The organism is Paenibacillus sp. FSL W7-1088 (assembly GCF_037969855.1).
GTDB lineage: Bacteria > Bacillota > Bacilli > Paenibacillales > Paenibacillaceae > Paenibacillus.
The window spans coordinates 708,411-729,933 of sequence record NZ_CP150216.1 but is presented as its reverse complement, the minus strand read 5'-3'; the positions used below and the strand labels follow the sequence as shown (position 1 = coordinate 729,933).

Below are 21,523 nucleotides of genomic sequence, written 5' to 3'. Positions count from 1 at the left end.
TTCTGCTCGCCCAAGATACTTTATGCAGCTAGGATAAATCCTGTTCCGCCTTAATCATCATCCCGTCTCGCAAAAACTCGGCCAGCTTGGGGTGGTAGCCATCATACATCTGACGAAAATTTTTGTGCTCGACGTACAGATTGGCCAAATCCCGGTAAATCTCTGCGGTTGGGGTGTAATAATCCTTGATCCAATCGAGATGTCTGCCAATAATCTGCTGTACTTCCGGGCTGCCGGGTTCTAACCCTTCTTCAATAGCGTCCTGCAAGTCCAAGTGAATTCGATCAATCTTCGCCTGTGAATCGAGAAAATCTTCCTTCGTCTTCATCTCCTGACCATCAGGCATTTTGGACTGCTCCGGTGAATTGGCGTTGTAGTTCTGACTGTTCTCTGTATGCATCCGTTCAGAATAGTCATTCTTTGGCGCTCGGTCAGAGATCGGTTCATTCAGAAGCTGGTGACGCCCCTTCCTGGAAAACCCGGCGTACAGTTCGTACTCATCCATTTCCTGCTCTCCACGTAAGTAAGAGATGGTTTTGTCCAGTGTCTGAATCATTCCGTGGAGATGAAGTGCCTTCTCCAGCATCTCGATCCGATGCTGCTGCATAATACGGATCATGTCCCGGGGAGTATCCCTGAGCATGGGGCCAATCTCTTCCTCCTCCATGCCTACTTCTTTACAGAACAGAATCTGCTGTAGTCTCAGCAGCTCCGGCTTCTCATAGTAGATATCCTCATCTTGACCCACGAAGGCTGGATTCAGCAGACCTTTCTCTGCATACTGTCCCAATTCACTCAGACTTACACCGGACATCCCGGATACATCAACCATGGAATATGCCATTGGAATACACCTCCTGTCTGGCCTGTAACTCCAAGGTTCAGGCTTGTTCATACTGCATTTTATTTAAATTTAAGTGAGATATTATAAGACTTCCATCAATTCTGTACCCCAGTAATCCGTTCATTCTCTGGATGGATACACAACGCTTCGGTGATATGAACGGCATGTCATTGGTAGATTTGCGGTATGATAAGTATTTATACCCTTCTCATCAGATGTGAACCCGGGGTTAATAAAGAAAGGCTATGTATTTTTTTACGGTATGGGCTGAACGCAGAAAAAGAAAAAATCCTGTACCCGCTAACTTGGGCACAGGATCACCAGTTTCTATTTTATCTCGAATATCCATCGTCTCACGGTTGGATCTTAATTCTTGTTAAACATGACAAACTTCAATTCGGTCATTTCCTCTACGGCATATTTAACACCTTCACGTCCCATCCCGCTCTGCTTCACACCGCCATAAGGCATATGATCCACACGGAAAGTGGGAATATCGTTAATCATCACGCCGCCAGCTTCGATGTGGTCCGCTGCATGCAATGCAGTATGAATATCATTGGTAAACACACCTGCCTGAAGCCCGTAGATGGAATCATTCACATGCTCAATGCCTTCTTCAACCGAATCCACCGAATGAATGACAACGATCGGGGCAAAGACCTCCTGACAAGACACCTTGGCATCTCGCGGAACGTTAATCAGTACGGTTGGACGCAATACGCCTCCCTCGGCTTCGCCACCTGTCGCCACCTCAGCGCCTGCCTGCTTCGCTTCATCGATCCAATCCAGCGTACGCTGTACATCTTTGGATGTGATGAGCGCAGAGACAACGGTATCCGGATTCAACGGGTCTCCAACTACGACTTTTTGGGCTGCTTCTGCAAAACGACGAATGAACTCATCCGCAATCGCGCTATGCACATAGATTCGCTGCAGTGAAATACATACCTGACCTTGGTAAGTAAAAGCCCCGGTCACACATCTCGGTACCACCTTATCCAAATTGGCATCCGCATCTATAATGACGGCTGCATTGGACCCCAGCTCCAATGTTACGCGTTTCAGTCCGGCTTTGCTGCGAATGCTGGTACCTACAGCAGGGCTGCCTGTAAACGTAATATGGGCCACGTCAGTATGCTCTACAAGTACATCACCGATCGTTTTGCCGTCACCGCTCACCACATTCAATGCGCCATCCGGTAATCCCGCTTCCTGAAGCAAATTGGCAATATAATACGAAGACAACGGTGTCTGCTCCGCAGGTTTCAACACAATCGTATTGCCTGCTGCCAGCGCTGGTCCTACTTTGTGGGCCACCAGGTTCATCGGAAAATTAAACGGCGTAATGGCTCCAATAACGCCCAAAGGCTGCCGCATCGTGTATCCTATGCGTCCTTCTCCGCCTTTGGCTGCATCCATAGGAACCGTCTCTCCGGTGAGCCGCTTGGCTTCTTCTGCGGCGAAACGATACGTTTCCACCGTACGATCAACCTCGGCCAGTGCCGCAGTAATCGGCTTCGCTGCCTCCAGCGCAATGATTCGTGCTGCTTCTTCCTTCCGCTCTTCCAGCAGGGCGGACAGCTTGTAAAGGATGTCTGCACGCTGATGGGCAGGCATTCTGCGCATCTCTTTGCCCGCCTGAACTGCGGCGGCAATCGCTGCTTCGACTTCCTCCGCTGACGCAGAAGATACTTCTGCCAATGTTTCTTTCGAGTACGGTGCCTGAAGTGCTATATAGTCTACTGATTCGGTGGGCTTGCCCCCGATGAACAGATGTTGTTTTTTCATGGTTGTATCCTCCATTCATGTTTAACGCAGCGTTATCCCATACCTATTTATACACCACTTTAGCATCATCAACACAAGAAAGTCATACCTCTATTTGACAGTCATCACCGGACATCCTGCATGTTTCAAGACGCCGTGGCTGACACTGCCCACCACGATTTCAGCGAGCATGCTTTTCCCGGCCGTCCCCATTACAATGAGATCACAGTCTCTATCCTTGGCTACACGGCAGATCTCATTCACGGGATCACCAGCAATCAGCAATGTTTCATAATGAACAGAACGAGCAGCTAACAATTCATTAACAGGTTGTATAATATGCTGCCCTTCTTCAGCGATCCGCGCTTCCAGATCCACACCCAGTGCAGGCTCATTCAGCGAGATCGAAGGATTAACATGTACGATCATCAAGGAAGCCGGTTGTTTCAAACTTTCTGCCAGATCAACAGCTTGCTCCAAAGCCTTGTGTGCATGATCCGACCCATCGACAGCAACCAATATTCGTTTCAGCATTTTCCATTCCTCCTGTTCATTAATGATGCGTAATGGCAGCATCGATATCACGCAGATGTCTGCGGCGTACCAGAAGCACAACGACCCCGATCAGAACCATCAATGCGCCAAAATAAAACGGTGTCTCCGGCAGGAACCACTCGGATAATTTACCAGCAAGCCAAGGTGCCAGCGCCCCCCCAAGGAACCGGACAAAGCTGTATGCAGCCGATGCCACCGAACGTTCCACCGGTGCAGCTTCCATAACTGCTGTTGTAATTAATGTGTTGTTAATCCCGAGGAAAATCCCGGCAACGATAACAGCCACAATAACCGTTGTGGATGATCCCATCACCGTACCCACCGCCATCACCAGCAAATCAATGGCGAACAGGGTCAGCATAACGCTCATGGAAGGAACCGATCCGAATCGACGTTGCAGCCTTGGTGCAACAAAGACAGACGTGATCGCCAGCATCAAACCCCAACCGAAGAATACATAACCAAGTCCGTGTTCATCCAGATTCATGACATAAGGTGAATAAGCCATCAAGGTAAAGAAACCAAAGTTATACAGGAAGGCCGTAATCGCCAATGTTTTCAGTGAAGGATAACCCAGAGCCTTGAACGGATCGGACAAGGAACTGCGCGTTTTGGGTTTAGCCATCTTAGGCAGCATAAACGTAATACTGATAAAAGCAATCGCCATCAGAACAGCAACACCATAGAACGGGCCGCGCCATGAGATGGAACCCAGTTCACCACCGAGCAATGGACCAACGGCAATCCCCAGACCAAGCGCTGCTTCGTATAAAATAATCGCTTTGGCTGTCCCCGAAGTGGATAGTCCTACAATAGCGGATAATGCAGTTGCGATGAACAGGGCATTCCCCAGTCCCCAACCACCACGGTAACCGACGAGCGCACCTACAGTGTCAGAGGTCCCGCCGAGGAAAGAGAAAACAATGATCAGCAAAATCCCGCTGAGCAGTGTCCACTTCACTCCAATCCGGCTGGATACAACACCTGTAATCAGCATGGCTACCCCCGTAACTGCGTTATAACTTGTAAACAATAAAGATACCTGGCTTTTGGAAGCATGCAGCTGATCTGCAATCGCAGGCAAAATCGGGTCGACCAATCCTAATCCCATAAAGGAGATGATACAGGCGAAGGCTACTGCCCATACCGCTCTGGGCTGGGATAACAGCCCACCACGGGATGACGGCAATTCGTCAGGTAGTGAGGGTTCTCTTTTCATACGTAATTCCTCCTGATTCATGATTTATGTTGTGAAGTAATTATGAAAAACAATGAAATTATCATTTTTGTTTTCAGAAATATAGGTAAGAAAACGGCACAAATGACACCGGATCTCCCGGTGCTTATCGTGGAATACTAATTTAGCATTTTGCATAATTCGATGCATTCGCTTCGGGTACATGATATAGACGAATAAAAGAATTTCGATCTATATCATGCTGATTGGAACATGCTCTTTGGATTTATGCAAAATGCTCATTTATGTGTCGTTCTCGTGCCCTTCTAATCGTCGAATGCCGTTCTGAACTCGTTCACGCAATTCCTCAAGTTCCTCCTGCACGGCATGAATACTCTGAAGTTTCTGCTCGATCAGCTGCAGCTGGTCACCCAACGTCGTTTCCATCTTGGTGAGCTTCTCGATCCGTTCTCTCACTTCAGTGGTCTGCTGGTAGTCAAAACGCTGTTCGTTCAGTGCATCCGCCGTTGCCACATAGGTATGCAGCTCCTGAAGCGAGAAACCAAGAACTTCCTTAGCCCGAACCACCTTTTTGAGATAATCGATATCTTCCCGGGTGTATAATCGTGTGCCACCGTCCGTCCGCTGAGGTGAAGGCATAACACCGATCTCTTCGTAATACCGAATGGTACGTTTGGTCAAACCACATTCCTTGGCTACGTCATCGATTTTATATAAACTCATTTCCTTCACCTCACTTTAATATGTCTATAATGTTATGTACATAATTATATATATTATTAACGTTAACGTCAACGTTAGATTTTAAGCTTGAGTATGTAGTATGTTTCAAACATGAACAGATTATCTCAGTGTAAATTTTACAATACGTTGTTAAAAGTAGTTTCTAGTTGTTTCACCGCCTCTATAAGATGCAAAAAGATCCGCTCTCGCGGATCTTCGTTCAGGTGCGATTTCACATCCTACTTTATGCACCTTGCTCCTTCTGTTCCTCTTGCTGTACACGCTGCATTTGCTTCAAACGGCCTTCGACTCTGGTAAATAGCCTGAATGTATAGAATCCTGTAGCCACAAGACTTAGAACCAAAGCTCGTACATCCGTAAGCCAAAAACCGATTATGCCGAATACCGTAATAATCACACCAAACTGCATCATCAGATTGGCGCTATAACGTTGCGCTTCTTCCCATAAATCGGGATGACTCATTGCTCGCGGAGTACGATAACCATATATGCCATTAATCCTTTTCGGCGGCTTTTTGTACACCATTAATCCCAAAATGAAATAGCACACTCCGCATATAATCCCAACAATTGCTCCTGCCACAATGTTCTCCCCTTCTCTTCACTTTCAATGTGCAATTAAACGTATATACATGAAGCCATGAAAGATAAAAACGGCTCTACGTATATACGAAGAGCCGTCCGGATCGTTTCGTAAAACTTAAATGTCCTTCACCCGCAGTACACGCATGGCGTTCAGGACAGCCAGCACGGTCACCCCAACATCAGAGAATACCGCTTCCCACATGGTGGCAATGCCGAATACACCCAGCAGTAAGAAAATCGCTTTGACACCCAACGCAAAACCGATATTTTGCCAGACAATGGTTCGAGTCCGTTTTGCAATCCGGATCGCACTTGCCAGTCTGGAGGGTTCATCCGTCATGATGACAACGTCTGCCGCTTCAATCGCGGCATCCGAACCAAGTCCACCCATCGCTACACCTACATCGGCGCGCGCCAGAACTGGTGTATCGTTAATACCATCACCGACAAACACCATTTTCTCTTTCGGTGATTTGGCAGCTTCGAGCCGCTCCAGCTGTTCGACTTTATGCTGTGGCAGCAGCTCAGCGTATACTTCATCGACACCCAGCTCACGCCCTACAGCTTCACCAACAGCCTTGGCATCCCCGGTCAGCATGACTGTTTTGCGAATACCGAGCTTCTTGAGTGCCTGAATGGCTGCCGCTGCATCATCCTTCACCTCATCGGCAATGATCAGGTGACCGACATATGAACCGGATTCGGCAATGTGCACCACCGTACCCACGGTTTGCGGAGTCGTGTAGGAGATACCTGCCTGTTCCATCAATTTGGCGTTACCTGCAAGCACATCACGTCCATCCACACTGACCTTGATGCCATGCCCTGCAACCTCATCGTAATCATCCACACCCTGGGTCCGAATATCTTTCGCCCAAGCTGCGCGAATGGATTCAGCAATCGGATGATTGGAATGGGCCTCGGCAATTGCAGCAAGCTCCATCAATTCATCTTCCGTACGCCTGCCTTCAGGGCGAATAGCTGTAACTTTGAACACACCTTTGGTTAGGGTACCCGTTTTATCGAAAACAACGACTTTGACATCGTTCAAGGCTTCAAGGTAGTTACTTCCTTTGATGAGTATCCCATTACGCGAGGCAGCTCCGATGCCGCCGAAAAAACCAAGCGGAATGGACACGACCAGCGCACACGGACAAGAGATCACGAGGAAGACCAGTGCACGATAGATCCAATCGGCGAATGTCGCACCACTGAGTACCAGCGGCGGAACGAGTGCAATCAAAGCGGCAAGAATGACGACAACCGGCGTATAATAACGGGCAAATTTGCTAATAAAATGTTCCGTTTTGGCTTTGCGGCTGCTCGCATTCTGCACCAGGTCCAGAATTTTGGATACCGTGGATTCACCAAAAGTTTTTGTTACTTCGATAGTCAACATCCCGTTTTTGTTCACGAACCCACTCAGCACATCACTGCCGGGTTCCAGTTCACGCGGAACGGACTCACCTGTCAGAGCGGAAGTGTCCACCATGGAGCGACCTGCCTTAACGATACCGTCCAGAGGTACTCGCTCACCCGCTTTAACCACGATGCGATCTCCAATACGTACTTCGTCCGGAGACACTCGCTTGGTCTCTTCTCCCGCGCCAATCAGCATATTGGCATAATCCGGGCGAATATCCATAAGCGACTGGATCGACTTCCTTGAGCGATTAACCGCCAGTCCCTGAAACAGCTCACCAAGCTGATAGAAGAGCATAACCGCAACACCTTCGGGGTATTGACCAATGGCAAAAGCACCGATGGTGGCTACGGACATCAGGAAGTATTCATCGAATACCTGACCGCGAATGATATTTTTGAATGCCTGGAGAACGATATCTCCCCCTGCGATCAGATAAGCAACAACATAGAGCGCAAGCTGTGCCCATCCTTCCAGCGGAGACCAGATCGCGGCTGCTACCAAAATGGACCCTGCCGCCAAACGTGCCAGCAGCACCTTTGTCTGCCCAGCGCCATGTTCATGCGAGTGTCCGGCATGCGCGTCATGATTGTGACTATCTGCATGACCGTGATCATGTCCAGCATGACTTCCATGATCATGCGTGTGGTCTTGGGCTCCGTGATGATGACCGTGGTCATGTGTATGATCATGGTCATGGGAGTGACCAGCATGATCGTGCCCACTCGAAGTATGCTCATGCGTGTGAGCCCCGCTGCCTGCATGGGCGTGCACATTGCCTTTGGCGTGATTTATTGAATCAGCAGCACCACGACTACCTTGTGATGATTTACCTTTTTCCGAAATACGAATATGCGGTTCCAGCCGAAGCACTTTGCGCTTCGCTTCTTCCACCACCTGCTCATCCATATCGGATGTGGTGTGCATGGATAAAGTTTTGGTCACAAAATTGACCGAGCAATCGGTAATGCCTTTAATTTTTTTGACGCCATTCTCAATCTTCAATGCGCAGTTCGCGCAATCCAATCCATCCAGCAGCAGTTCCCTTTTCACCTGTTCCTGTCCGGTTCCCATGTGAACTCTCCCCTTTGCAGAACGTAAGACAAAGTTATCCGTAATTTTTTTGATTTTAAATCAATATATGAGCAATCATTCATATGTTTTGTTAACCCTATTATATGCACGCTTAAACATGAGTGTCAACAATTCCAGTTGATTTTTCATACAGAATATGCTAATAGTAATTATTTCGCTTTAGACGTTTTTTGGATATAATAGGCTTATCGAAAAACATTTGATCAAATCAAAGGTTGAGTTAACATAGGTGGTGATAGGAAATGGAACAACCGGTTAAAGCTCCAGCTGAATGCGACGCGGCCTGCTCTGGAACAGAGGCTGACGTGCAGACCATTCGTGCTTCTCTCATGGATCGTGAGACCTCTTCCGAGATGGCTGATTGGTTCAAGGCTTTCAGCGACCCGACACGGCTTCGTATTATTGATGCGCTGTTGCAGAAGGAATTATGTGTGCATGATCTGACGGTGCTGCTCGATATGGGACAGTCGGCCATTTCGCACCAGCTGCGGTCACTCCGCAACATGCGGATTGTCAAGCGGCGCAAAGAAGGCAAGACTGTGTATTATTCTCTGGATGATGCACACATTGAGCAGATCTTCCTGCAGACGCTCCAACATATTAAACATGGCTAGGCATCAGCCTGCCTGTTCACACAACAGAACCCCCGTCTCTCGGCTGTTCGCCGATGGACGGGGGTTCTGTTGAATAAGGGCACCGTTTTGCCAGAAAAAAGAGTTTATCATTCTCTAGCTATGGGCTTGCCTACTCCTGTTACAGTAGATTGTTATTCTTCGGATCATACAGGCCGGATCTTTCCTTGAACCAGTTGAAGATATGCGACACACATACTTTCAGCACCGCGTATCCGGGAACGGCCAGCAGAATGCCCACCACACCGAACAGATTGCCTGAAGTCAGAATGACAAAGATAATCGTGATGGGGTGAATCTTGAGCGTTTTGCCCATAATCTGAGGTGAGATGAATTTACCCTCAATTAATTGCACGATCGTCCACACCGCTACCATCTTCAGCAGCATCACCGGGGAAGTGACCAGAGCCACGATCAACGCAGGCGTAATCGCAATTGCTGGTCCCAGGTAAGGTACAACACTCGTGAACGATGCGATAATCGCAAGAATCAGCGCATAGTCCAGACCAATAATCATATACCCGATGTAGAGCAGAATACCGATGCAGAAGCTGACGATAATCTGTCCACGAATGAACGAACTAATCTGGTGATTGATATCTTCCAGCACATGCATTGCACCTGTACGGCTCTTGATTGGCAGGAAAGATAAAATTTTGGACGGAAGTTTCTTGCCGTCTTTCAGCAGATAGAACAGGATAAACGGAACCGTTACAATGGACAGCACCGTCTCGGTGAACGCTCCGAGGAATCCGCCCAATTTGGTCCAGGTCGAGTTCAGAATGTCCGTGGCTTTCTGGGAGATCGTACCCCACCAGTCCTGAGAATTCAGATTCACTGTCTCCTGGAACTGACCGAACAGTTTGCTGCCCGTAAGCTGCTCAAACTGCTGTTTGACCGTCTCACTGTAAGTTGGAAAATTTTCAATCAGACTCGTAATCTGGTTACGTACGACCGGAATGACTGCCAGCACGACGATTGTCAGAATACCCCCGATAGCGAGATATAAGATCAGAATGGACCAGCCACGCTTGATCCTCCACTTCTCCATGACATCCACAATCGGATTCAGCAGATAATAGAGAATACCCGACAGAATAATCGGCAGCACAATCGTCTTGATCAGCACCGCGAGCGGGTGCAAAACAAAGGATACTTTGGTAAGTACCATCACGTTCAGTCCTACCAGCAGCAGAATTAACAGAAAAAGCACGAACTTGTTATTCAAAAAAAATCGTTTAAACCGATCCGGCCAAATACGGGGTTGCTCGGGTTGCTCCATAGGCGTGTCTTCCTCTCTTATGTATCCTTTATTAAAGCATTAGCTGTAAACCTGCATGTTTCTTGACTGTACATAAAGTTGCTTGTACAAGCCAACATATGTATAACACACTGAGTTTATACGTATGGCGCTGTTTAACCGTTTCAAATTAGACCAGTATGTTCATTTTACCCTAAAAAGAACCTTCTGCCCCATACGATTCCTTTGAAAAATATCCCTACCAAAAAAACGGCTCGCCTCCAAAGAGACAAACCGTTAATATGTCAGCGGCGTCCGAGCTTTATGTTCACGTCCGCTGTTGCGTTTCTGCTTTTGTTTATGCTTTTCCCGCCAGTTGAGCGATCAGCTCATACGAGTGCAGGCGTGCCTGATGATCATAGATCATCGACGTAATAATCAATTCATCCGCCTGGGTCTGAGCAATAAATGATTCCAGTTGACCACGCACGGTTTCCGGAGAACCGTTCACTGCTGCTTTCAGCGTCTGTTCTACACCAGCTTTCTCACGATCCGTCCATTTGCCTTCCATATCAGCTGGTGGCTGCACCAACCCGGTTGTGCCACGAATAATGTTCAGGAACTGCTGCTGCATCGTCGTACCAAGCCATGCAGCTTCTTCGTCGGTATCCGCAACGACTGCATTTACACCCACAATAACATGGGGCTCCTTCAAGTAATCGGATGGCTGGAAGCTGCTCCGATACGTTTCAAGTGCAATCCGAGTGTAATCCGGTGAGAAGTGGCTGGCAAAAGCAAACGGCAATCCCAGCTGTCCGGCGAGACGAGCACTGAAATCACTGGAGCCAAGCAGGTAAATCGGGATATTCAATCCTTCTCCGGGTACAGCGCGAACAGGCGCGTGATACGATGTAGCAGAAGCATCGAAGTATGCTCTTAGCTCAGCCAGCAATTCAGGGAAATCTTCACCGCTGTTCAGGTCTTTGCGTAAAGCAAGAGACGTACGACGGTCACTACCTGGCGCACGGCCTAACCCAAGGTCTATACGGCCTGGATAAAGTGACTCCAGCGTACCAAACTGCTCGGCAATGACAAGCGGCGCATGGTTAGGCAGCATGATACCACCAGAACCGAGACGAATAGTCTTCGTTCCACCCGCAAGGTAACCAATAACAACCGAGGTCGCGGAAGAAGCAATGCCTGGCATGTTGTGGTGTTCCGCTACCCAGTAACGGTGATATCCCCAACGCTCTGCGTGCTGAGCAAGATCCAGACTGTTGCGGAGCGCATCCGCAGGTGTGGCACCTACTACGACAGGAGCCAAATCCAGAATGGACAATTTAACGTCGTTAATATGTTTTTTGGGGGATGAAGCTGTGTTTTCGGTAGACATGATAGAAAGTTCTCCTCTGTGTGTATATTTTTATTTTTGTATATCCAGATATATAGATGTAAAAGCGCAAAAAAATGATGTGCCAGCGCTGCTCCTCAAGCCGTTTACATCCGGACGGAATACCCGCCTGCACCTGCATTCTTGCTTCCGTCTCGGCGTCCGGCTTATAGCTCGTGCTGTACGTACTCGGCAAATTGACGAATGGTTTCTTCGTTGCGGCGATAATACGTCCACTGCCCCCTGCGCTCGGAGATCAGCAACCCGGCTTTCAGCATAGTCAGCAGATAGCTGGATATGACGGATTGAGCCAGTCCGGCCTTCACCTGAATCGTTCCAACACATATGCCGCTCTTTCCTGCATCCGGATGCTGGGATAACTCCAGCGGTGGAAAGTGTTGCTCCGGGTTTTTGAGCCACAACAGAATCTGTCGACGTGTCTCGTTGGATAATGCTTTGAATATGAGTATAGGTTCCATGGGTAAGATTATACCGCCTTTCTTTCATTTTGCAAACCAAACAGACCGATTCGACGAATGAACCGGCCTGCCAATATATGCATGTGTATACGTTTAGAACTTGGTGCTGACCGTCTCTTTTACTTGTTCCAGCATGGACTGATAAGCTGTAGTTTCCAAATATCCGATACTGCCGAAGAGCAAGTGATCTATCACTTCAATACCTACAAAATCGAAGATACCGATATCGGAAGTCATTTTTATGCTGGCAGTCATGCCGATTTGATCGTAAATTTCACTTGGCGTGCCATGTGTATTAATGATCAGACCTTTTTTGCCTGTCAGCAATTTCTCGATGCCAGCTTCACCGGAAGCATAAGCGAAACCATATGCGAATACACGATCAATATACCCTTTCATGATTGCAGGAAGGCCTGCCCACCAGATGGGATAAATAAAGGTAATGGCCTCTGCTTCAGCAACAAATTGCTGCTCGGTTGCAATATCCTGAGGCGTCTGTCCTGCACGCATGGACGTTGTATCCGCCGCGCTCAATACAGGCTGGAATCCCAGTGCGTACAGATCACGTACAACGACTTCGTGGCCTTGACCCTTAAGTGTTTCCACTGCCGTGTTTAAAATGGCGTGGTTCAAACTGTCTGTGCGCGGGTGTGCATATACGATAAGATGTTTCATAAGAAATAACCCCTCCAGATTTATATTAAATTTCGCTGCCAAAATCTTGAATGACACTCTACATATACATAGATGTCTATATATATGATCAAAAAAAGGGGTTAAAGCATTTTACATTTTGTTGATCGTCCGATCGCCTCGGTTTATTGATAATGCAAAATGCTTTTAGTTGGTTATGGTTATAACTTGCTAACGATACCGGTCAACAAACTCTCCAGTTGATCCGCTTGATCGTCCGTCAAATGACCATACACCATCCCGTTAATCTGTTGTGATACCTGATGAAATACAGGTTCAAGTTGCCGCCCCTGCTCTGTCAAACGAATCATCGTCACTCGGCTGTCTTCGGCACTCTTACTGCGTTCTACATATCCCAGCTTTTCCAGCTTGTTCACCAGTACGGTGACGGTTGGTTGAGTTCGGTGGACTCGCTCCGCCAGCATCTTGATGGAAAGTACATCTTCACGGTAGAGGAACATGAGGATGTCACCGTGGGACGGGACGATTCCTGTAACATTATGCTTCTCCAGCTCCTGAACAATCTGTTTGTTAATGTGATCTCTGATTCTTGCGATCAGTGCAATTGCGTTGTATTTTGGCATGAGTTCATTATACATAGACATCTATGTATTTTCAAGCTTTTTATATCACAAGCCCTGGACCTTCCAAAAAGGAAGAGACGAGGCTTGTGATATTTATATATAAACAGCAGATCACGTGAAGCTTTAATCAATCCACTGCGTGATTTTATCCAAAGGCTGACGGGATTTCTCGCGTGGCGGATCTTCCGCCCGATAACCAAAGGCAGCCATGACGGAAACATCCCATACTCCATCCTCTAACAGACCTTCCTCTTCCAGAATACGATGTACGTCTTCATAGATAAACCCTTCAATCGGGCAGGAATCGATACCAATCAGCGCTGCCGCAGTCATCATATTGCCGAGAGCGATATAGGTCTGTTTGGACGCCCAGTCAAATAAAGTACGCGGGTTCTCAAGCATTCGTTGGTTCTTTTGAAATTTGCCATAAGCTTCACGGGTCAACTCAAAAACGTCATCCGGCATGCCTTTGATTTCTTTCAGCATATATTCCGCGTAAGGCGAGTTATAACTCGCATCAGACCGCGCCAGAATGACAATAAAATGGCTGGCCTTCGCCAACTGTTTCGAAGCCCCCGAAGAAACTTCGGACAGACGCTTCCGCATCTCCGGGTTCTGCACAATCAGAAATTTCCATGGTTCCAAACCAATTGAGCTTGGTGACAATCGTCCTGTTTCCAGAATAAACTCAAAATCTTCTTCCGAAATGATACGTGAAGCATCAAACTGTTTGGTTGCATGCCGAAAATGGTAAGCGTTCAAGACGTTTTCTTTCGTAATAGCTTTTGCCGATTGTTCCATATGCCTGCACATCCTTTTTTCTTATTTATGTTTATATTCATGGTCATTGTCTAAACCGAATACCTGAGTGTTATTTTAGATTCTATAATCAAAATATAAAAGTACGCACAATAATGTTTCTTTGTTCATAAAAGTAACTATTGTTATCTAACAAGGTTTTCAACGGTCGGTTGCATAACCTGTTGTAACAAAAAAACAAGTCGCCATGGATCTGCTGCTCCCCAAGGCGACTTACTTGTCATTCGTGTCAGAGATGATTATTTACGAGAATTACAACTGTTCCATGAACTCATTTTCCGAAATAACCGTAAATCCCTCTTGCCGCAGCAAAGCAGAAGTAACCCCTTCGCCCGCGACTTTGTGGTTAGCAAAGTTGCCATCGTAGATCATCTGTGTACCACAGGAAGGGCTGAATTCTTTGAGCACCACACAGGTGACATCCAGTTTTTGTGCCCATTCAAGTGTCTGATAGGCTCCTTTAATGTACAGATCCGTCACATCCTTGCCACTCTTCTCCATTACCTTGGCTGTACCTGCCAGCACATCCTTACCCGTACCGCCGATAATTTCAGCCGGCTCCCGCGGGGTGGAAAATCCTCCAAGCAGCTCCGGGCAGACCATCTTCGCCTGTTCCTGCTCCACAAGCTCTTGAATCTTTGCATCCAGACTCGCTGTTCCGTTGTAACGGCAGGCTACGCCAGCAAGACATGAACTCACTAAATATTTCATCGTTATGCTCCTTATGCGCCAATCATCTATTAAATTGATTGTACCATATGAAATCAAATTTTAGAGGTTGGCATTGGCATCTATTGTGATCATCGTAATCCGTGCATCTTCTTCATATCGAACCTTAAAAGTATGGTAAACCTCTGTCTCTGCTGAACGGAATGTGACCAATCCAGGCGTATTAGGATCTCTTTCAAGTTTATAATGATTAAGATCGATATTGAACATTTGTTTGATTATTGGTGCTGCTTTCTGCCTGATTACACTTTCCTTCATGTTAAGTAACTTCTCAAAGTAAAGCTCATACTCTTCCCGAGTTTCAAGCTCTGGAATCCCCCTCTGGTAATCCATTACTGTATATCCGTTGCTAAATCTCCCACCAATTCTACTTACTAAATACCGATCTCCAAAATACAGGTCCGTTGTATCTTCAAGCGTCTTGCCATTTTGTTCAAAAATTATATTTTTCAAATCAGGTGCGGGCTCACCAGACAAGGCTTCAATCGACATTCTGGCTTCTGTTATTAAATCTTGTGATACAGTATCTGAACTCACACTACCAGAAACGGATACTGCTTCATCCCTTGTCCATTCGATACTGCCACTTCCCCTACTATTCTCCAAAAACACTGTTGTGAACCATACTGGTTTTTCCTGACCCTGCTTCATTTTCACATAACGTCTGGCTGAGATCGGTTTTAGCGTAGGGTCACTTTTTATCCCTTCAAGCAGTGACGGAATTTGACGCAAATAACGATGCTCCAGCTCATTAGCTGCCATCTCTCGTCTCATCTGAACCTCACGCAGATTGCCTGTTGCTGCATCAAGCCAGATCAACGCATATTCTGCATCTCCTTCTTTTCCAGCCTCGACGGACACTCTTCCAGACACAGGCAAGTCCTGCACTTTGGTTATACGTAATTGTTTGCCAAGGTAGTCTCGCATCGTGACGGCTACATTCCTTTTCATCTTGTCTGTGAGCAGGCTCATGCCGGCATCATCCGTATATTGCAGCGCTGCTGTGGGATACACTGTTTCAATCACAGGCTCCACAAGCTGTCCGTTCCAGAGAATGACCGCCGCTGCCACGGCTGCAATCGTCGTGCACGCCATAACGGCTCTGCGGGAGCGAAGACCACGTCTGTGTGGATTGGGCAGTTTTTTTGGCTCGGCGGACTTATCCTTAACATCGCTCATTTCCTGTGCAGATCCCGATTTGAGCCAGGCTACCTGGCGAAGTACGTTCTGCTTATGCTCCTCGGTAAAAGGAGACGCCGCAAACGGCTCCTGTTTGACTACTTTTTCCCATTCGTCATCCTTATGTTTCATTCGCTCCGCTCCTCCCACTGTTTCCGTACTTTGGCCTTCGCTCTGGACAGTCGCGATTTGACCGTTCCTGCGTTGATGCCCAGCATTTCCGCAATTTCTCCCGTCGTCAGCTCATACTTCAGATGCAGCAAAAGCAATTCCCGGAATTTGTCCGGCAGAGCCATGATGATGTCCCAGATTTCATGAACATGCTCCCTGCTGATCGCCTCGGCTTCGGCAGAGGGGTGAACCCATTTTTCAGGCTTCATCTCACCCTGGCTCGTAGTAACCTGTTCCGTGTGGATTGGCAATGTCTCTCCCCATAAACTGCTGCGAAAAAATCTGGATTTTCGGTATGTAAATGTCGTGTTCCTAGTAATGGTCAGCAGCCATGTCTTCAATGAGCATTCTCCTCGAAAGTGGGCGATCCCGGAATATGCCCGGATAAACACTTCCTGTGACAATTCGTCCGCCTGCTCGGTACTTTTGGTCAGAAAGTACGCGTAGTTCCATACGTCGTTCCCGTAATCATCCATCATACTGCTAAGTGTGTAATTGTCGATCGTCTGAGCGTGTGCCAGATATTGATAGTCCAACTGATGTTCACCTCACTTAATAAGACTGCGTCTAATCCCATTTGGTTCCCAAATCGTTTATCTCTTCTCCCTATCCTGCAAAATAAAATAAACCAGCAAGGTCCAGATGTACTGAACGCGCTGGTCTGGCGAGTATAAAATCTATAAACTTCATGTTGATGCCAAAAGCTGCTGCTCAAGCCTTAACCGCGGCAATCATCAGAAACATCGGTCGACGATTCTCGTCTCGCATACCGGGAACCTGCTCCATCATCTCAGGAGATGGCTTGGACTCGGCTACCTGTTGAATGACAAAACCAGCTTGAATCAATTCATTCAGATGAGTCGCCATTGTCCGATGGTATTTCACCACGTCCTGATTCAGAAAGTTCGCTACCCGCTGACCCTCCTCTTGATACTGATCCACAGGCCAATGCAGTATTTCACCCTGAGGTCCATAATGCCAGTCCTGCTCCGCCCGCGCCGTGAAAATGGGATGTTCCGCAGACAAGACAAAAGTACCTCCCTGGACAAGACATGCATTGATTTTGGCGTATACCTGATCCAGACGTTCGATATAATGCAAAGCCAGTGAGCTGATCACCACATCAAATTGTCCGGGTGCAAAATCAATATCCTCAATCGCCATGCGCTGGTACTCGATATGAGGATCATCCGTCATCTCGCGTGCCCGCTGCAGCATATTTTCAGACAAATCCACGCCAACCACAGAACTAGCCTGTTGCTCACGTGCATATCGACAGTGCCAGCCAAACCCGCACCCCAAATCCAGTACGTTTCTACCCTTTAATGCAGGCAGCATCGTTTGCAGTTCATGCCACTCGCCAGCGGCCTCCAGCCCTTGGGTCGATCGAGCCATCTGACTGTAATTGCCGAAAAACTCGGCTTCATCGTATTTGTTTTGCTTCATAATTGGCGATACCTCCCGCTGCAAAAATAATACATTCACTCTACCATATAAATGGTGATCTTACTAAAAAAGGCGAGCCCAAAGGCCCGCCAGATTATACTTATTTTACATTGATCCATCAATGAATTCGGTTTGAAGCAGCATCCGATATAACAGCACCGTTGTTTCGGCACGAGTTAACGAGCGTTGTGGACGAAGCTCCTCTCCGTACCCTTTCACCAGACCTATTTGAATCGCTGTTTGCATAGCAGCATTGGCCCAGCTTCCAATTTGATGGCTGTCGGCATACAGAGACAAGTCCACTTGCGCCTGAGGTTGAACAGTTAATGTAGAGCCTTTAACCAGTTGCATGGATCTCACTAGGGTCACGATGGCTTCTTGTCTGGATACTTCCCGTTCGGGTCTAAAGGTCCCATCCTCGAAGCCATCCATCATTCCATAAGCCTTAACCGTGGCAACAGCCCCGCTGTACCAGCTTGAAGAACTTACGTCTTTATAGCCAGCCTCACCCTCTCCTTGCACTGCATCAGCATCCGGAAGACCAAGAGCTCTGGCCAGTATAGTGGCAAGTTCGGCCCGGGTAATAGATGCATCCGGCATAAATCGGCTGCCATTTATACCCTGGACAATCATCCGCTCATTCATTTTGCTGATTTCCGCCGAAGCCCAATGGTTTTTGATATCGGTTAATGTAGACGTCCTGGATACCGGGACATATACACTGTTCGTGAGACTTTGAATAATAGCAGCCGGATGACCGTTTATATCCACGAACCGGGTTGGTACAGGACGTAATTCCTTCTGCGCCTCGTCCCATACCATAATAGTTGTGACCTTTTCCTGATCACTAGGCAAATAAATTGCCCTTTCCACATATCGGCTGAATTGGTTTACCTCTGTTGCTACACCATTCCGAATGGCCTGCACATTGAAATCCACCGGATGGCCTGCAATTTGAAGCGCCCCTTTAATGGCTGCATCCTTGAGTCCGGTTATTGCTTCAGCATCGCCAAGCTCAATCGTGATTCGAGCTTCCGTATCCCCGGACACGCCAGATTTCGGAAGGACCAGTTCAGATAGTGGCAGACGGTACTGCCCATAGGCACTAACCAACGTGATATCTGCTACTTTGCCTACAAGCAGCTTTACAGCATCTGCGGGGAGCTTCAATACGACTTTCGCCACCGCTTGCTCGTAAGCGATGGAAATAGCGCTGACCGTTTCAGCGGAGGCTCCATCAAGCACCTTCTTCAAGGTAGTCATGTCCATTGCGATTTCAACGAATTTCTTTCCGCTCTCATCAGCTTGAAGCTTGGCGATCCCTGATACTTCCTGATCATTTATTTTGATCCGTACCGACGTCGCCAGCGAGGAATCACTCGGATGACTCGCAGCGCTTGTTGAGCCAGACGGACTCGGATTCGAGCCCGGATTCGGGGTTGGTGTCGGGCCAGGGATTGAGCTGGCCGCGGCACGATTTACATTCAGTTGGTACGTCTGCACAGACTGATCCTGTGCTGTAACACGCACGTTGAATGTATTCATCCCGACCACAAGTGGATACGTGACTGTACTTGATCCACTGGTTACCGGCTGACCGTTTACATCTATCACTGAATATGAATCAGCAACGGTCATTACCATGCTCAGACCATTCACAGCATGAGTGGCTTCAATGGTATAGGTTGTTTTTCCCTGATCGAAATTCAGGGCAAGCACGCCCCCCACACCCGTAACTTTCCAGTCCGACAGGTTGCCGTTGCTGCTCTTCTTCACAATGTTCTGCACATCAATCTGACTCACATTCGCATTGCCTGCGGCATCTTTCACATACACAGCATAAATACCGTTCTCCTGCACTTCAAAATGATCGGTAATTTCTGTACCCTGCGTATCAAAATAGGAGACGGACTGAGCACCTGCCGCCCATTTAATCATTGAGATGTTATTCAATTGCCCATAAGCCGTTGCCGTTACGGTGACCTTCACACTGTCAAAAGTAGGATCGGCAGGGTCAGCGTGCAATTCAATCTTTGGAGGCTGCTCATATACAAACGCAATCTCCACCGTCTGATCCAACACCACTTCGCTACTTACCGATCGTGCAGCATAGGTGACTCGCTCTGCCGCTGTATTGCTGACTTGAAAAACAGCAGTTCCATCCTGACTAGTCCAGCCGTAGGCATCATGGATGACAGATGCGCCGCCGTCAGCCTGAAGTAGCACCTGTTGACCTGGCAACGGATTGCCATAATTATCGGTAAGCTTCACCAGAATGGTGGCTGCACTGCGTCCATCGGCTGGCACAACCAACTCTTTTGCTGTCACAGTAGACTGAAACGAACTCACCGGTCCTGGCACAAACTCCACCGTGCTCGTTGTGGTTAATGCATTTCCCCCAACGGTTGCGCTGATCGCTGCCGTACCCACGGTTGTAGGGGCCGTCAGCGTTGCGCTGTACGTGCCATCCTGGTTATCTGTTACGGCGCTGACGGTGCCTAGTGTCGATGTAATCGCCACCGACTCACCTCCGCCCGTCAGCCGATTGCCCTGCGCATCCTTTAACGTCACCTTAATCGCGGTCTGGCTCGTTCCATCAGCTACTAGAGACGCATTGGACGTTTCCAATACGCTGCTCACTAATGATGAAGAGCCTGCAGCAAACTCCACCGTGCTCGTTGCGGTTAATGCATTTCCCCCAACGGCTGCGCTGATCGTTGCCGTACCCACGGTTGTTGGGGCCGTTAACGTTGCGCTGTACGTTCCATCCTGGTTATCCGTTACGGCGCTGACGGTGCCCAGTGTCGATGTAATCGCCACAGACTCGCCTCCACTCGTCAGCCGATTGCCCTGCGCATCCTTTAACGTCACCTTAATCGCGGTCTGGCTCGTTCCGTTGGCGGTTAAAGACGCTTTGGACGTTTCCAATACACTGCTCGTTGGTGACGGAGTACCGGGTACAAAATTCACCGTGCTCGTTGCGGTCAGCGCTTTCCCACCAACTGTGGCGCTGATTGTCGCCTTGCCTGCAGTCGTCGGTGCGGTTAACGTTGCACTGTACGTGCCATTCTGGTTATCCGTCACGGCGCTGACCGTGCCCAGTGTCGATGTAATCGCCACCGACTCACCGCCATCGGTAAGCGGGGTGCCCTGGGCATCCTTCAAAGTCACCGTGATCGTGCTCTGACTCGTTCCATCTGCGATCAAACTGGCTTGTGTACTCACAATGCGGCTCTCTTCCATAGATATCGAGTAATCGGCAATCATGTACGTTCTGAAGGAATAATCATAATTAGCAGCCGGGGAAGAGCCTCTCGGATAAGGATTACCAGAACCCATATACCACCCAAAACCGATATTAGACCCACCATTTTCGGTAGATACGATCATTCTGTATTGGGTTTCCCTTTTTATATAAGGAGCAGACTCTCCGGAAAAATTAACAGATGTCCAGCCTGACGCATAGTTAACAACAGTCTTTGCCTCAGCAATTGCGGTGGACAGGTCACTTTCCTTATAAATTTTAATCTGAATGGCACCCAAACCGTTATAACTATCGAATATGTTCAGATCAATCCTGCTCAGATTGCCTGTTATAGCCGGAGTAAACGTCTGATATCTGGGATAATCCCGATTAACAAATGAATTTCCCGACCAACTCGCTTGCTCCTGATCCAGGACCTCAGGCGAGTCAGCCATCACATATGCACCTGATGCTCCCCCTGTTGCAACCATAATACATAGAATCAGGATCAACCATTTCTTTCCCTTGTTCCAACTGTTCATTCATATCCCCCTTCTTAATCGTTGCTGTTCGCTTGCTTCATGCCGTGAACTATACCCACGTACCCAATAACATAAAATGGGACCGTTCTCTTAGGCCATACCTCCAAAGGGGTATCTTATACCTAATCCTCAGCAAACCAACGCTGAAATGCTAATCCCAT

19 protein-coding genes are annotated in these 21,523 nt (G+C 48.0%); 1 reads left to right on the top strand and 18 read right to left on the bottom strand.

Annotated elements, in window-relative coordinates; all coding sequences use genetic code 11:
• Positions 1-28: 28 nt before the first annotated feature.
• The 7 genes from MKY42_RS03410 to MKY42_RS03380 form a co-directional block, all read right to left on the bottom strand.
• Complete coding sequence (locus tag MKY42_RS03410; RefSeq protein ID WP_179261825.1) at positions 29-844, bottom strand: TipAS antibiotic-recognition domain-containing protein; 816 nt, start codon at positions 842-844, stop codon at positions 29-31.
• Positions 845-1,210: 366 nt separating this feature from the next.
• Positions 1,211-2,635 carry an aldehyde dehydrogenase family protein gene (locus MKY42_RS03405; protein ID WP_339848544.1) on the bottom strand — a complete coding sequence of 475 codons (1,425 nt, stop codon included), beginning with the start codon at positions 2,633-2,635 and terminating at the stop codon, positions 1,211-1,213.
• Positions 2,636-2,725: 90 nt separating this feature from the next.
• Entirely contained in the window at positions 2,726-3,148 is a 423-nt protein-coding gene (locus MKY42_RS03400; RefSeq protein WP_339848542.1) for a universal stress protein, read from the bottom strand.
• Positions 3,149-3,167: 19 nt separating this feature from the next.
• Positions 3,168-4,388 (bottom strand): MFS transporter, encoded by a 1,221-nt coding sequence (locus tag MKY42_RS03395; protein WP_301247467.1) that lies wholly within the window; start codon positions 4,386-4,388, stop codon positions 3,168-3,170.
• A 261-nt stretch (positions 4,389-4,649) separates the two neighbouring features.
• Positions 4,650-5,090 (bottom strand): MerR family transcriptional regulator, encoded by a 441-nt coding sequence (locus MKY42_RS03390; RefSeq protein WP_339848536.1) that lies wholly within the window; start codon positions 5,088-5,090, stop codon positions 4,650-4,652.
• A gap of 244 nt (positions 5,091-5,334) precedes the next feature.
• Positions 5,335-5,694, bottom strand: coding sequence for an SdpI family protein (locus tag MKY42_RS03385; RefSeq protein WP_090904265.1), 360 nt, complete (start codon positions 5,692-5,694; stop codon positions 5,335-5,337).
• Between the two features lie 117 nt (positions 5,695-5,811).
• Complete coding sequence (locus MKY42_RS03380) at positions 5,812-8,193, bottom strand: heavy metal translocating P-type ATPase (RefSeq protein ID WP_339848533.1); 2,382 nt, start codon at positions 8,191-8,193, stop codon at positions 5,812-5,814.
• A gap of 263 nt (positions 8,194-8,456) precedes the next feature.
• On the opposite strand from MKY42_RS03380, the gene MKY42_RS03375 reads away from it, so the two are divergent.
• Positions 8,457-8,828 carry a metalloregulator ArsR/SmtB family transcription factor gene (locus MKY42_RS03375; RefSeq protein WP_053779670.1) on the top strand — a complete coding sequence of 124 codons (372 nt, stop codon included), beginning with the start codon at positions 8,457-8,459 and terminating at the stop codon, positions 8,826-8,828.
• Positions 8,829-8,967: 139 nt separating this feature from the next.
• Here MKY42_RS03375 and MKY42_RS03370 read toward each other — a convergent pair whose 3' ends face one another.
• The 11 genes from MKY42_RS03370 to MKY42_RS03320 all read right to left on the bottom strand — a co-directional run bounded on the left by MKY42_RS03370 (position 8,968) and on the right by MKY42_RS03320 (position 21,362).
• Positions 8,968-10,128, bottom strand: a complete 1,161-nt coding sequence (locus MKY42_RS03370) for an AI-2E family transporter (RefSeq protein ID WP_179261837.1) — start codon at positions 10,126-10,128, stop codon at positions 8,968-8,970.
• A gap of 316 nt (positions 10,129-10,444) precedes the next feature.
• Positions 10,445-11,479, bottom strand: a complete 1,035-nt coding sequence (locus MKY42_RS03365; RefSeq protein WP_090904262.1) for an LLM class flavin-dependent oxidoreductase — start codon at positions 11,477-11,479, stop codon at positions 10,445-10,447.
• Positions 11,480-11,643: 164 nt separating this feature from the next.
• Positions 11,644-11,955, bottom strand: a complete 312-nt coding sequence (locus tag MKY42_RS03360) for a helix-turn-helix transcriptional regulator (protein WP_063567799.1) — start codon at positions 11,953-11,955, stop codon at positions 11,644-11,646.
• Positions 11,956-12,048: 93 nt separating this feature from the next.
• On the bottom strand, positions 12,049-12,630 hold the full coding sequence (locus MKY42_RS03355) for an NAD(P)H-dependent oxidoreductase (protein ID WP_090904261.1): 582 nt from the start codon (positions 12,628-12,630) through the stop codon (positions 12,049-12,051).
• A 179-nt stretch (positions 12,631-12,809) separates the two neighbouring features.
• Positions 12,810-13,232, bottom strand: coding sequence for a MarR family transcriptional regulator (locus MKY42_RS03350; protein WP_339848525.1), 423 nt, complete (start codon positions 13,230-13,232; stop codon positions 12,810-12,812).
• Positions 13,233-13,355: 123 nt separating this feature from the next.
• Positions 13,356-14,033, bottom strand: coding sequence for an NAD(P)H-dependent oxidoreductase (locus MKY42_RS03345; protein ID WP_339848523.1), 678 nt, complete (start codon positions 14,031-14,033; stop codon positions 13,356-13,358).
• 270 nt (positions 14,034-14,303) lie between these two features.
• On the bottom strand, positions 14,304-14,762 hold the full coding sequence (locus tag MKY42_RS03340; RefSeq protein ID WP_090904259.1) for a DUF523 domain-containing protein: 459 nt from the start codon (positions 14,760-14,762) through the stop codon (positions 14,304-14,306).
• 60 nt (positions 14,763-14,822) lie between these two features.
• A complete protein-coding gene (locus MKY42_RS03335; protein WP_339848521.1) occupies positions 14,823-16,091 on the bottom strand; it encodes a hypothetical protein in 1,269 nt (422 codons plus the stop codon).
• Positions 16,088-16,666 carry an RNA polymerase sigma factor gene (locus tag MKY42_RS03330; RefSeq protein ID WP_339848519.1) on the bottom strand — a complete coding sequence of 193 codons (579 nt, stop codon included), beginning with the start codon at positions 16,664-16,666 and terminating at the stop codon, positions 16,088-16,090. The genes MKY42_RS03335 and MKY42_RS03330 overlap by 4 nt, the downstream gene beginning before the upstream one ends.
• A gap of 175 nt (positions 16,667-16,841) precedes the next feature.
• Positions 16,842-17,576, bottom strand: a complete 735-nt coding sequence (locus MKY42_RS03325; protein WP_339848517.1) for a class I SAM-dependent methyltransferase — start codon at positions 17,574-17,576, stop codon at positions 16,842-16,844.
• 105 nt (positions 17,577-17,681) lie between these two features.
• Positions 17,682-21,362 (bottom strand): invasin domain 3-containing protein, encoded by a 3,681-nt coding sequence (locus tag MKY42_RS03320; protein ID WP_339848515.1) that lies wholly within the window; start codon positions 21,360-21,362, stop codon positions 17,682-17,684.
• Between the last annotated feature and the right edge of the window lie 161 nt (positions 21,363-21,523).